The sequence below is a fragment of the Achromobacter sp. 1L-A-4-B-C2 genome (assembly GCF_057291955.1).
The window spans coordinates 260585-272857 of the sequence record NZ_JBXAWP010000004.1 but is presented as its reverse complement, the minus strand read 5'-3'; the positions used below and the strand labels follow the sequence as shown (position 1 = coordinate 272857).

The 12273-nt window shown below is 65.7% G+C and carries 12 protein-coding genes and 1 riboswitch; of the genes, 6 read left to right on the top strand and 6 right to left on the bottom strand.

Annotation, left to right across the window (positions count from 1 at the left end):
- The first annotated feature begins 2 nt into the window (after positions 1-2).
- A riboswitch (SAM riboswitch) is annotated at positions 3-84 on the top strand.
- The 3 genes from metX to AC0Z35_RS19870 all read left to right on the top strand — a co-directional run bounded on the left by metX (position 74) and on the right by AC0Z35_RS19870 (position 3341).
- Entirely contained in the window at positions 74-1372 is a 1299-nt protein-coding gene (metX, locus tag AC0Z35_RS19880) for a homoserine O-succinyltransferase MetX (RefSeq protein WP_185975416.1), read from the top strand. It overlaps the preceding riboswitch by 11 nt.
- Positions 1369-1983: a methionine biosynthesis protein MetW gene (metW, locus tag AC0Z35_RS19875; protein WP_046806583.1), complete on the top strand. Its 615-nt coding sequence runs from the start codon at positions 1369-1371 to the stop codon at positions 1981-1983. The genes metX and metW overlap by 4 nt, the downstream gene beginning before the upstream one ends.
- A gap of 47 nt (positions 1984-2030) precedes the next feature.
- Positions 2031-3341: a muropeptide transporter gene (locus AC0Z35_RS19870; protein ID WP_255444674.1), complete on the top strand. Its 1311-nt coding sequence runs from the start codon at positions 2031-2033 to the stop codon at positions 3339-3341.
- Between the two features lie 71 nt (positions 3342-3412).
- Here AC0Z35_RS19870 and AC0Z35_RS19865 read toward each other — a convergent pair whose 3' ends face one another.
- Positions 3413-4282: a universal stress protein gene (locus AC0Z35_RS19865; protein ID WP_046806582.1), complete on the bottom strand. Its 870-nt coding sequence runs from the start codon at positions 4280-4282 to the stop codon at positions 3413-3415.
- A gap of 234 nt (positions 4283-4516) precedes the next feature.
- On the opposite strand from AC0Z35_RS19865, the gene AC0Z35_RS19860 reads away from it, so the two are divergent.
- Both AC0Z35_RS19860 and AC0Z35_RS19855 read left to right on the top strand, forming a co-directional pair.
- Positions 4517-5155: a trimeric intracellular cation channel family protein gene (locus tag AC0Z35_RS19860; protein WP_046806581.1), complete on the top strand. Its 639-nt coding sequence runs from the start codon at positions 4517-4519 to the stop codon at positions 5153-5155.
- 150 nt (positions 5156-5305) lie between these two features.
- Positions 5306-6007, top strand: a complete 702-nt coding sequence (locus AC0Z35_RS19855; protein WP_485132558.1) for a GntR family transcriptional regulator — start codon at positions 5306-5308, stop codon at positions 6005-6007.
- Between the two features lie 37 nt (positions 6008-6044).
- On the opposite strand, the gene AC0Z35_RS19850 is transcribed toward AC0Z35_RS19855, so the two are convergent.
- Positions 6045-6476, bottom strand: coding sequence for a VOC family protein (locus AC0Z35_RS19850; RefSeq protein WP_046806579.1), 432 nt, complete (start codon positions 6474-6476; stop codon positions 6045-6047).
- 149 nt (positions 6477-6625) lie between these two features.
- Between AC0Z35_RS19850 and AC0Z35_RS19845 the strand changes: the two genes are divergently transcribed.
- Positions 6626-7513: a LysR family transcriptional regulator gene (locus AC0Z35_RS19845; protein ID WP_485132557.1), complete on the top strand. Its 888-nt coding sequence runs from the start codon at positions 6626-6628 to the stop codon at positions 7511-7513.
- Between the two features lie 68 nt (positions 7514-7581).
- Here AC0Z35_RS19845 and serA read toward each other — a convergent pair whose 3' ends face one another.
- From serA to AC0Z35_RS19825, 4 genes are all read right to left on the bottom strand, one after another.
- On the bottom strand, positions 7582-8778 hold the full coding sequence (gene serA, locus AC0Z35_RS19840; protein ID WP_046806577.1) for a phosphoglycerate dehydrogenase: 1197 nt from the start codon (positions 8776-8778) through the stop codon (positions 7582-7584).
- Between the two features lie 96 nt (positions 8779-8874).
- Entirely contained in the window at positions 8875-9330 is a 456-nt protein-coding gene (locus AC0Z35_RS19835) for a DUF411 domain-containing protein (protein WP_082134595.1), read from the bottom strand.
- A gap of 125 nt (positions 9331-9455) precedes the next feature.
- Positions 9456-10433 carry a copper resistance protein B gene (locus AC0Z35_RS19830; RefSeq protein ID WP_485132556.1) on the bottom strand — a complete coding sequence of 326 codons (978 nt, stop codon included), beginning with the start codon at positions 10431-10433 and terminating at the stop codon, positions 9456-9458.
- Positions 10434-10436: 3 nt separating this feature from the next.
- The gene (locus tag AC0Z35_RS19825) at positions 10437-12260 is read right to left on the bottom strand and encodes a copper resistance system multicopper oxidase (RefSeq protein WP_485132714.1); all 1824 of its coding nucleotides are present in this window, start codon (positions 12258-12260) and stop codon (positions 10437-10439) included.
- Positions 12261-12273: the final 13 nt, after the last annotated feature.

The window sequence follows — 12273 nt, the reverse complement described above, 5'->3', positions numbered from 1 at the left end:
ACCCATATTTCGGCGCCGATTTGCCTGATCCGCTTGCGGGCGCCTTCCAATAAATCCAGCTAAAGAGGTCCGTATGACCACTCCTGCCCAACATTTGGCCGGTGATTCGGCCGCTGATTCGGCCGCCGATTTGGCCGCTGATCCGGCCAGCGGGTTCGCTCCCGCCACCGTCACGACCTCCGACACCGTTGATCCCGGTTCCGTCGGCCTGGTCGCACCCACCTTCATCCGCTTCGATGAACCGCTGCCGTTGCTTAGCGGCCAATCGTTGGCTGCCTACGAACTTGCCGTGGAAACCTACGGCACGCTCAACGCGCAGCGCACCAATGCCGTGCTGATCTGCCACGCGCTGAACGCGTCGCACCACGTCGCCGGGCAAGCGGCCGACAACCCCAGCGATGTGGGCTGGTGGGACAACATGGTCGGCCCCGGCAAGCCGGTGGACACCAATATCTACTTCGTCATCGGCGTCAACAACCTGGGCTCGTGCTTCGGTTCGACCGGGCCGGCCAGCATCAATCCGGCCACGGGCAAGCCCTGGGGCGCGGCGTTTCCGGTGCTGACAGTGGAAGACTGGGTACGCGCCCAAGCCCGCGTGGCCGACCACTTCGGTATCGAACGCTTTGCCGCCGTGATGGGCGGATCGCTGGGCGGCATGCAGGCGCTGAGCTGGGCCATCACCTTGCCCGACCGCGTGGCCAACTGCGTGGTGATCGCCAGCACGCCGCGCCTGTCGGCGCAGAACATCGGCTTTAACGAAGTGGCGCGCCGCGCCATCATTACCGACCCGGATTTCCACGGCGGCGACTACTACGCCGAAGACACGGTGCCGCGCCGGGGCCTGTCGGTGGCCCGCATGATCGGCCACATCACCTACCTGTCCGATGACGACATGGCCGAAAAATTCGGCCGCGCCCAACGCGCGCCGGCCGAAAACGGCGCCTACCACTACGGCTACGACGTCGAATTCGAAGTGGAGTCTTACCTGCGTTATCAGGGCGAGAAGTTCACCCGTTATTTCGACGCCAATACCTATCTGCTGATCACGCGGGCGCTGGATTATTTCGACCCGGCCCGCACCACGGGCGGCGACCTGGCGCGCGCGCTGGCGCCTGCCAAGGCCGATTTCCTGTTGGTGTCGTTTTCGACCGATTGGCGTTTCCCGCCCGAGCGTTCACGCGAAATCGTGCGCGCGCTGCTCAAGAACGCCAGCCCCGTCACCTACGCCGAAATCGATGCGCCGCACGGGCACGACGCCTTCCTGCTGGAAGACGCCCGCTATCACGCGGTGGTCCGTGGCTACTACGAACGCATCGCGCGCGAACTTGGCCTGACCGCTGACGCCGCGCAGACCGAAGGACGCTCCGAATGAATCCCGTGACCCCCCGCTATGCCCATGCCGCGCTGCGGCCTGACCTGGCGCGCATCGCCGGCTGGATCGAACCGGGCAGCCGCGTCCTGGACCTGGGCTGCGGCGACGGCGCGCTGCTGGCGCACCTGCGGGACCACCGCCAGGTGCGCGGCGCGGGCGTTGAACTGGACGACACCTGCGTGATCGCGTGCGTGCGGCGCGGGGTGGAAGTCATCCAGCAGAACCTGGAAGACGGGCTGGCGCTGTTTGACGACAAACAGTTCGATACCGTGGTGTTGTCGCAAACCTTGCAGTCCATGCACCGCACCGAACATATCCTGCGGGAAATGGCGCGCGTGGCGCGTCACGGCATCGTGTCGTTTCCCAACTTCGGCTACTGGCCGCATGGCTGGGCCATCTTGCGGGGGCGCATGCCGGTCACCGGCCAGATGCCCTATCAGTGGTACAACACGCCGAACATCCACCTGTGCACGCTGCGCGATTTCGAACAGCTGGCTGGCGAACTGAACCTGCGCATTCTTGAACGCGCCACGTTCAACGAAGGCCACGAGGTCAAGCTGTTTCCCAGCTGGCGCAGCACGCTGGCGGTGTACCGTTTTGCCACGCCCTGACATTCCGACACCGATCCTCCTGACGGCGCGCGGCAACAGGCCCTAAAATGCCGCAAGCCCGCGACGCAACGCCTGTTGCGCCGTGCGGCGCGTTTCAGGAGACCGTCATCACCGCTGTATCCAACGTCTATACCAGCCCCCGCGTAGCCCCCTTGCTGGTCCTGGGCTTTGCCAGCGGACTGCCCTTGGCGCTGACAGGCGGTACCTTGCAGGCCTGGGCCACGGTCGAAAACGTGCCGCTGCAGGAAATTGGTTTCCTCACGCTGGTGGGCACCGCCTACACCCTCAAGTTTCTTTGGGCTCCCTTCGTTGACCGCTATGTGCCGCCGCTGCTCGGCCGGCGGCGCGGCTGGATGCTGGTGACGCAGCTGTTGCTGGCCATCACCATCATGGCAATGGGCGCGCTGTCGCCGTCCAACGCCTTGATGCCGCTGGCTTTGCTGGCGGTGGTGGTCGCTTTCCTGTCCGCCACGCAGGACATCGCGTTCGACGCTTATTGCACTGACGTGCTGCGCAAGGAAGAACGGGGCGCGGGCGCGGCCGTGAAGGTGATGGGCTACCGGCTGGCGATGATCGCCTCCGGCGGGCTGGCGCTGATCCTGGCGGACCAATGGATCGGCTGGGGCTACACCTATGTGCTGATGGGCGCGCTGATGCTGCTGTGCGCGGTGGCCACGCTGCTGGCGCCCGAGCCCGAGCACGTCGCCCACGCGCCCCGTACGCTGGGCGCGGCCATTGGCGAGCCCCTGCACGAGTTCTTCACGCGCCGTGGCGCGCTGGCGATCCTGCTGCTGATCGTGCTGTACAAGCTGGGCGACGCGTTCGCAGGCGCGCTGTCCACCACCTTCCTGATCCGGGGCGCGGGCTTCACGCCTACCGAGGTCGGCACCGTGAACAAGGTGCTGGGCCTGGCGGCCACCATCGTGGGGGCGCTGGCGGGTGGCTCGCTGATGGCTCGCTGGGGCTTGTATCGGTCGCTGATGGCCTTCGGGCTGTTGCAGGCGGTGTCGAACCTGGCGTATTGGCTGATCGCGGTCAGCCCCAAGAACCTGTCGCTGATGGCGGCTGGCGTCGGCATTGAAAACCTGTGTGGCGGACTGGGCACGGCTTCGTTCGTGGGCTTGTTGATGGCGCTGTGCCAGCGCCGGTTTTCGGCGACCCAGTTTGCGTTGCTGTCGGCGCTGTCGGCCGTGGGCCGTACCTATCTGGCGGGGCCGCTGACTCCGCCGCTGGTCGAGCGCCTGGACTGGCCGGGATTTTTCTTGCTGACGGTGCTGATCGCGCTGCCGGGGCTCGTGCTGCTGCATAGGCTGCGCGGCACGATCGACGCGATGGAAAAGCAGGGCGACCAGGCCTGAAGGCAGGCCTCAGCCCATGAAAAAGGCGGCGCACCGGGCGCCGCCTTTTTATTGTCGACCCGCGCGCGGCGTCAGTCTTCGTCGTGCAGGCGGACGATCAGCACGTCGCTGGGCAACGATTCCAGCAGGCGTTCGGCCACGCTGCCGATGGCGGTGCGCAGGATGCCCGTGCGGCCATGCGTGCCGGTCACGACCAGGTCCGAGCGGTGGTGGAAGGAATATTCCGACAAGACCGTCTCCGGCTGGCCCGCTTCCAGCACCACCTTGGGCGGCGTCAGCCCCGCCAGTTCCGGCGTACTGGCCGTGAACTCGCGCGCGCTTTGCTCGGCTTCCTGGTGAAAGCTGCGCGAGACGGCGTCTTCGGGGGTGTGCTTGCCCTGGAACGGCACGTCATACGCGTGGAACAGCGTCAGGTTGGCGTTGGGCACCAGTTGCAGCGCCGCGCGCAACGCATGGCGCGAGCCGTCGGAGAAGTCAGTGGCGACCAGCACGTCGCGGTACGGCCGACGCGGCCGGGTCTTGACCACCAGCACGGGCTGGCGTGCCTGGCGCACCAGCTTTTCGACGGTGGTGCCCAACAGCAGCCGACCCAGCGTTTCGTCGCGAGCGGTGCCGGTGACGATCAGCGAGCAGCCAAAGCTGTCGGCCGTTTCCGTGATGTGCGCCAGCGGATCGCCCGACACCACTACCACTTCGGTCGGCACATCGGCGGCGGCCAGGTCTTCCGCCAGCTCGCGCTCTGCCAGGGCCTTGTGGTCGCTGGACAGCCGCCGCCAGACCGGGGTGGTCAGGCGCGCCGAGTTGGCATGGTTTTCCATGACGTGCAACACGATCAGTTTGGTGCCCAGTTCTTTCGTCAACTGCAAGGCACGGTCCAGGGCGCGATCGCCACGCGCGCTCAGGTCCGTGGCCAACAGGATGGGGCCGATTTGCTGTGTCATACGTTATCTCCCGGTTGTAGCCAGAGTGGCGACTCCCGCGTCCGCCAGCCTGGCAGGTACCTCCCTTGCGGGGGCAATGCCCCATTGTCTCGCCGCGACGCGGACTGGGGATTGATCGATATCAACGCACGGACCAGCGTAAGCGATGAGGTCGGGCGCCGCAATGGCCGCTTGCGCGGGGTCAGGCTCAATACAATGGGCGGGTTACATCACCGGCTTTCTTGATTCTTCCCCATGCTTTCTGACATTTCCCCCTTGTTGCTGCACACGTTGTACCTGGTCGCCATCGTGGCCGAGGCGATGACCGCGGCGTTGTCGGCCGGCCGGCGCGACATGGACTGGATGGGGGTGTGCATCATTGCGTGCGTGACGGCGCTGGGCGGCGGTTCGCTGCGCGACGTCTTGCTGGGGCATTACCCGCTTACCTGGGTCATCCACCCGGAGTACCTGTGGATGACCGGCGGCGCGGCGATTCTGACCGCCCTGATCGCGCCGGTGATGCGGCGCCTGCGCAGCCTGTTCCTGTTGGCCGACGCGCTGGGGCTGGTGGCGTTCACCGTGATCGGTTGCCAGGTGGCGCAGATGATGCAGCTGCCGATCACGGTCGTGCTCATCAGCGGCATGATCACCGGGTGCGCGGGCGGGGTGCTGCGCGACGTGCTCTGCAACGAGGTGCCGCTGCTGTTTCGCAAGGAGCTTTACGCCAGCGTGTCCGTGGTGACCGGGGCCTTGTATCTGGGCGGGCAGTCGTTGGGGCTGTCGGCCAACGCGGCCGTGCCGCTGGCGCTGGCGGCGGGCCTGGCCCTGCGCCTGCTGGCATTGCGCTTTAACTGGCAAATGCCCAAGTTCGTGTATCGCGACGACTGGGACTGAGCCAGCCGCAGTGCTCGCCGCAGTGCGTGCCGTTCCGCCTGCCGGGGGGCCACACCGGGGCTCTGCAACAATTTTCTTATTTGTGTTTCAATAAATTTCTAGTATCTTTCGGTCTCTCAACACATGCCTCGGGCAGTCAAGGGGAGCCGATTGGACGTAAAAGCGCCCGCCACGATTCCGTATTTTCTTCAGGAACAGATTCGTGAATTGATAGTGGACGGCACTATCCGGCCCGGTCAGCCCTTGCGTGAGCAAGAGCTGGAGCAGCGATTCGGCACCAGCCGCAGCCCCATCCGCGAAGCCTTGCGGCTGCTGGAATTGGGCGGCCTGGTCACGCATATCCAACGCAAGGGCTTTCGGGCCACGCTCTATACCGAAACGCAAATCCGCCATCTGTACCAGCTGCGCGCCGAGCTTGAGGCCTATTGCCTGCGGCAATTGGCCGACATGGACGACCTGGCGCCGCTGGTGGCCGAGTTGCGCAGCTACGACGAGGCCATCGCCGCATCGATGGCAAAGCAAGACGCGCGCGCCTGCATCGCCGCCGCGCGCGAGTTCTATCTGGCTTGCGCCCGCTACACCGGCAACACGCCGCTGACCAGCATGTTGAGCAAGCTTTACGAACAGGTCGAGCCGCTGCGATTCCTGCTGGCCCGCCGCTCGATGGAAAACCACACCATCCAGTCATACACCCACGGCATTACGCTGGCGCTGGCCAACCGCGATGTGGACCGCGCGGCCCAGCTGACGCGAACCTATGTGCACGAAGTGCTGCCCAGCATTATCGAGGCGTATCTCGAAGCCGCCGAACAGGCCGCGCAAGAGGCAAACCCGCGTTACCGCAGCGCGTAAACCGGCGGGTCACGCCGGTTGCGCGCGGTCGGCGGGATTACTTGGCGAACAGCGAATCCATGTTCTTGAACGCCTTGAATTCCAGGGCGTTGCCCGACGGATCCAGGAAGAACATCGTGGCTTGTTCGCCGACTTCGCCCTTGAAGCGGATGTAGGGCTCGATGACGAATTCCGTGCCCGCGTCGATCAGGCGCTTGGACATGGCTTCCCACTGTTCCATCGACAACACCGCACCGAAATGGCGGACCGGCACGTTGTGCGAGTCCACGGCGCTGGTCGCGTTGTGGCCGCATTCGCTGGGGGCCAGGTGGGCAACGATCTGGTGGCCGTAAAAGTTGAAGTCGATCCATTCGGGCGAGCTACGGCCCTCCGGACAGCCCAGCTTTTCGCCGTAGAAGGCGCGGGCTTCGGCCAGGTCGCGGACCGGAAAGGCCAAGTGGAACGGCGGCAGGTTGGTTTGGGCGGTCATGAAAACTCCGGGTCATTCAAAAAGGTCGGACTGCGGATCCCCGCAGGGTGCAGCGTGCTGTATTTAGCACCAGCGCCTAGTTTAGGGATTGTTTTTTTGATTGAAAAACGATATTTTTTGTGCCTTAGACCCAAAAAAATTGATTGTTCGTGATCAAAGAATTCAAGACCTTCATTGCCGTGGCCCGGGATGGCACTTTCACCGGCGCCGGCGCGCACCTGGGTTTGACGCAGTCCGCCGTCAGCGCCCAGATCAAGCGGCTGGAGGAATATCTGGGGGTGGCGCTATTTGACCGGGGCGCGCGCGCGGCGGTGCTGAACGCCCATGGCCGCGAGATGCTGCCGCAGGCCGAAGAACTGGTGGCCATGGCCGAGCGCCTGGTCACCACGGCCGGGGCGGGACACGTGAGCGGGTCATTGCGCATCGGCGCCATCGCCTCGGTGCAGCACGATTTGCTGGTGGACGCGCTGGGCCGCTTTCGCGCGGTGTATCCCGACGTGCGGGTGCGCATCGTGCCCGGCGTTTCGCTGTCCCTGCTGGGTCAGGTGGACGCGGGCGAAGTGGACATGGCGGTGCTGATCCGCCCGCCCTTCGCGTTGCCGCCCGAGCTGGGTTGGCAGCGCCTGCTGAGCGAACCCGTGGTGCTGGCCATGCCCGAGGCCATGCCGCTGGCGCCGTGGCGCGATGTGCTGGCCACGCAGCCTTTCATCCGCTACGACCGGGCGTCGTTCGGCGGGCGCGTGGTGGATATCTTTCTGAAGAAACACCGCATCAATGTGCACGAGGCCGTCGAACTGGACGAGATTGACGCCATCGCCAACCTGGTGCGGCACGGCCTGGGCGTGGCGCTATTGCCGCAATTGCGCGGCCTGGATCTGACGGGCTTGCGGCTGGTGCCGCTGGAGGAACATGCGTTTCACCGGGACATCGGCATCATCGGCCGCCTGCCTTTCGACAGCGGCAGCGTGCGCGAGAAAATGGCGGAATGCCTGGTGGCGGCCGCGCAGACCCAAATACAGCCACCGCCACGATCCTGAGCGCGCAATAAAAAAGCGCGTGGCCCGATCCGCGTGCTTTGCGGACCGGGCCACGCGCCTGTCGGCCTTTACAGCCGGTCGCAGCGGACCGTGATGGGGTGGCTGCGCAGCGTCGTCATGACGATGTCATCCACCTGGCCTTCCACGTCGGTGATCACGTAGCCGATCTGACCCTTGGTTTGCAGCGTCTGGCTGACGATGTTCAGCCCGTGTTGCGCCATCAGGTTGTCCAGCGTGCCCAACGCGCCCGGCGCGTTGCGGTGCACGTGCAGGATGCGGGTGGCGCCGGCCGGTTCCAGGTACGGCAGTTCGGGGAAGTTGACCGCGCCCTTGGTGGTGCCGGCTTGCAGGAAACGCACCAGTTTTTCAGCCACTTCGCGGCCGATGTTCTCTTGCGATTCCTGCGTGCTGCCGCCGATGTGCGGGGTCAGGATGACGTTGGGCATGCCGATCAGCGGGCTGGCCAAGGGCTCGTCCGCGCTCTTGGGTTCGGTCGGGAACACGTCCAGCGCCGCCCCGGCCAGATGGCCGGACTTCAGCGCCGCGTGCAGCGCATCGATGTCCACCACGGCGCCGCGCGAGGCGTTGATCAGGATGGACCCGCGACGCATGCGCGCGATGGTTTCCGCGTTCATGATGTTCTCGGTCGACTTGCCGCCCGGCACATGCAGCGTGACGACGTCAGCCTGTTCCAGCAGCTCGTTCAGCGTGCCGGCGGGGCGCGCGTTGCCCAGCGGCAGCTTGGCTTCGACGTCGTGATAGACGACGCGCATGCCCAGGCCTTCGGCCAGCGTGCTGATCTGCGAGCCGATGTTGCCGTAGCCCACGATGCCCAGCGTCTTGCCACGGGTTTCAAAGGCGCCCGCGGCGCTCTTGTCCCAATGGCCCAGATGCACGCGGGCATTCTTTTCGGGGATACGGCGCAGCAGCAAAATGGCTTCGCCCAGCACCAGCTCGGCAACCGAGCGGGTGTTGGAAAACGGCGCGTTGAACACCGGGATGCCGCGCTGCATGGCCGCGTCCAGGTCGACCTGGTTGGTGCCGATGCAAAAGCAGCCCACCACGCGCAGGTCGGGGCTGGACAGCAAGGCGGCATCCAGGTGCGTGCGAGAACGGATCCCCGCCACCTGCGCGCCGCGCAGGGCGTCGTGCAGCTGCGACGCCGGCAATGCGGCGGCGTGCGTGACGATATCGGTGTAGCCGGCGGCTTCGAAGACCGCGCGGGCGCTCGGATGGATGTTCTCGAACAGGACGATTTTTGCCATGACTGCCAGGGGTGGTGAGAAGTACGAGTTATTTATTGTGGCGCATTTTTGCTGCACTGCAAGGAGTAGCCATTGAGGCGGTGTGGATGAATTGTTTCAACGGTAGGCCTCGTACACCCGCGCGCCGCCTTGCTTGTCCACCAGCAGCACGTCGTGCGGCGTCTTTCGGCCGCCGTATTCGGGGCCGTCCATGCCGGGCGATCCCAGCGGCATGCCGGGGGCGGCCAAGCCGGCTGCGTCGGGCTTTTCCAGCAGCAGGCGGCGCACGTCGCGTGCCGGCACATGGCCTTCGACCGCATAGCCGTCGACCATCGCGGTGTGGCACGACCCGTAGTCAGCCATGCCCGCGTTGCGGCGGATGGGGCCGGTGTCCTGCACATCGTGTGTGGTGACGGTGAAGCCGTTATCGCGCATGTGCTTGACCCAGTCTTCGCAACAGCCGCAGGTGGGCGTCTTCCAGACCTCGACCTTGACGGGGCCTTGGGCCATGACGAAGGTCGGCGCGCACAGCGCGGCGGCAAGAACCAGGCGGGTCAGGCGGGAAACGTTCATGATGCTCCGATCGGGAAGAGAAATGAAAAATAGGCGCCGTGAGCATCACGCTGGCCGTCACCGTGACCGTGGCCGTGACAGTGACTGTGATGGTGCCGGCAGCGGCGTCGATGCGGCCACGGCGGTCAAAACCAGAATCGCACGCCGGCCATCAGCGCAGTCTGCGATCGGCTGGCGCCTGCGTCGGACGCGTAGCGCGCTGTCTGGCCGAACTTCCGGTCAAAGGCTACGCCGATATACGGGGCGAATTCGCGTGTGACTTCGTAGCGTAGCCGGAACGACAGCGAGCCTTCGGACAGCCCCGAACCGATGCCGCGCGCGGGGTCGGACTTGCCGTACAGGCTGGCTTCGAGTTCGGGCGTGAAGATCAGCCGTTGCGTCAACAACAGGTCGTACTCCGCTTTTAGCGCCAGTGCCGTGCGACCCGACGCGCCCACGTAGGCGGTGGTTTCCAGTTCGATGTTGTAGGGCAGCACGCCTTCGATGCCGATGGCGGCCCAATTGCGCTTGGGGCCGGTGCCGATGTCTCGGCGCGCGCCCAGTTGCAGGTCCCAGAACGGCGAGACGGCGTGGCTCCAGAACGCTTCGACTTTACCGTCCGAGCCCTCGCCGTTCTCGCGTTCGCCTTCCGATTTGACCAGCAGCCGGTCGGTGGCCGTGCCGAACCAGAAGCGCCCGTCCCATTGCAGCGCGTTCTGGCCATCGCGGTTGCGTGACACGCCGAATTTGTCGAACAGCACCTGCCAGGCCGGCATGTCGTCCATCATGTGCGGGTGTATGCCGTAGCTGTCGTAGCCGCGTTCGGCCGCCCCAGCGGGGGCCGCCCCGTCGGTGGCCGCCCCATCGCTGGCAGGCAGGCTGCCCACGGGCGGCGCGGCGGGGGCCGTCGGGGCGGCTTGGGGGGTGCCGTCGTGCCCCATGTCGCCATGGTCCATGTTGCCGTGATCCGTTGCGGCGGGGGCGGGCGCTTGCGCCGCGCCGTGATCCATGCCGGAATGATCCATCGCGCCATGATCGACATCGGCGGATCGGGCCGAGGCGACCGTCGTGGCCAGCGTTATCGACAGGGCGCACAGGCCCATCAGGGAGGTAAGGGGTCTCATCATTTACTCCACCACGACCGCTCTGAACATGCCGGCCTCCATGTGATACAGCAGGTGGCAGTGATACGCCCAGAGTCCGCGCGCGTCGGCGCTGACGCGGTAGCTCAGGCGCTGCGCCGGGTTCAGCGTGATGGTGTGCTTGCGCACCTGGAACGCGCCGTCGGGCGATTCCAGGTCGCTCCACAGGCCGTGCAGATGGATGGGGTGCGTCATCATCGTGTCGTTGACCAGCACGAAGCGCACGCGTTCGCCGTAGCGCAGCAAGATGGGTTTGGCGTCCGAAAACTTCACGCCGTTGAACGACCACATGTAGCGTTCCATGTTGCCCGTCAGGTGCAATTCGATTTCGCGCGACGGCGCGCGGTTGTCCTCGGGAGGATGCACCGAGTGCAGGTCCGCGTAGGTCAGCACGCGGCGGCCGTTGTCGCGCAAGCCCACGCCAGGGTCGTCCAGGCGCGTGGATACGACGTCCGGCAACATGGAATTGCCCACGCCGCGCTCCGTCGGGTACGGGTGTTTGACCTGCACCATGCCACCTTGCGCGGATGGCGTGGCTGGCATGGCATGCGTGGCGTCCGTGGCTTCCGTGGGGTGCTTGGCGTGCGCGTCGCCGTGATCCATGGCGCCGTGGCCCGACGCACCGGTGTCAGCGGGCACATCACCCGGCGCGCCATGCGCCATGCCCATGTCCATCATGCCCAGCCATTGCACGCGGTCCAATTCCGGCACCTCGGCCTGCATGCCGGCACGCGGCGCCAGCGTGGCGCGCGCATAGCCCGAGCGGTCCATGGCTTGCGAGAATATCGTGTAGGCCCGCGCGTCCTTCGGTTCCACGATCACGTCATACGTTTCGGCCACCCCGATGCGAAATTCTTCGATGTCCACCGGCCGCACGTCCTGCCCGTCGGCGGCCACCACCGTCATCTTCAAGCCGGGAATGCGCACATCGAAGTACGTCATTGCCGATCCATTGATGAAGCGCAGCCGGATGCGTTCGCCCGGCTTGAACAGGCCCGTCCAGTTACCGGCGGGCGTCGCGCCGTTGGTCAGGAACGTGTAGGTGGCGCCCGACACGTCGGCCAGGTCCGTGGGGTTCATGCGCATCTGTTCCCACATCAGGCGCTCGGACAACGCGGGACCCCAGCCCCGGCTTTGCGCGTCGGCGGACAAACTCTGCACGCTGGGCTGGATGCCGTTGTAGTAGTCGGGCATCACGCGCAGCTTATTGAAGACGCGCATGGGATCTTCGTCCGTCCAGTCCGACAACAGCACCGTGTAATCGCGGTCCGCGGCGATGGCGGGCGGATGGTGAGGGTCGATGACAATCGCGCCGTACAAGCCGGTCTGTTCCTGAAAGCCCGAGTGGCTGTGATACCAGTACGTGCCGCTTTGGCGCACGGGAAACCGGTAGGTGAAAGTCTGGCCGGGGTCGATGCCGCCAAAGCTCAGGCCGGGTACGCCGTCCATGTCCGACGGCAGCAGAATGCCGTGCCAGTGGATCGACGTCTGTTCACGCAGCCGGTTGGTCACATGCAGCGTGACGGTGTCGCCTTCGCGCCAGCGCAGAAGCGGCGCGGGCAATTGGCCGTTGACGGTGGTGGCGATGCGGGCCGCGCCGGTGAAGTTCACCGGCGTCTCGCCGATTTCCAGATGGAACTCGGTGCCGCGCAGTTCGGTGGCGGCAGGGCCGGTGGAGGCCGCCAGCGCCGAGCGCCAGGCGCCCAGCGACGCCAAGGCGCCACCGGTGGCAAGGCCCTGTACAAAACGGCGGCGCGAGAGAGCCGCGCGTGGGACGGCGAAGGGCGTGTCGTGGCCGATACGCGGCATAGCGTCTTTCACA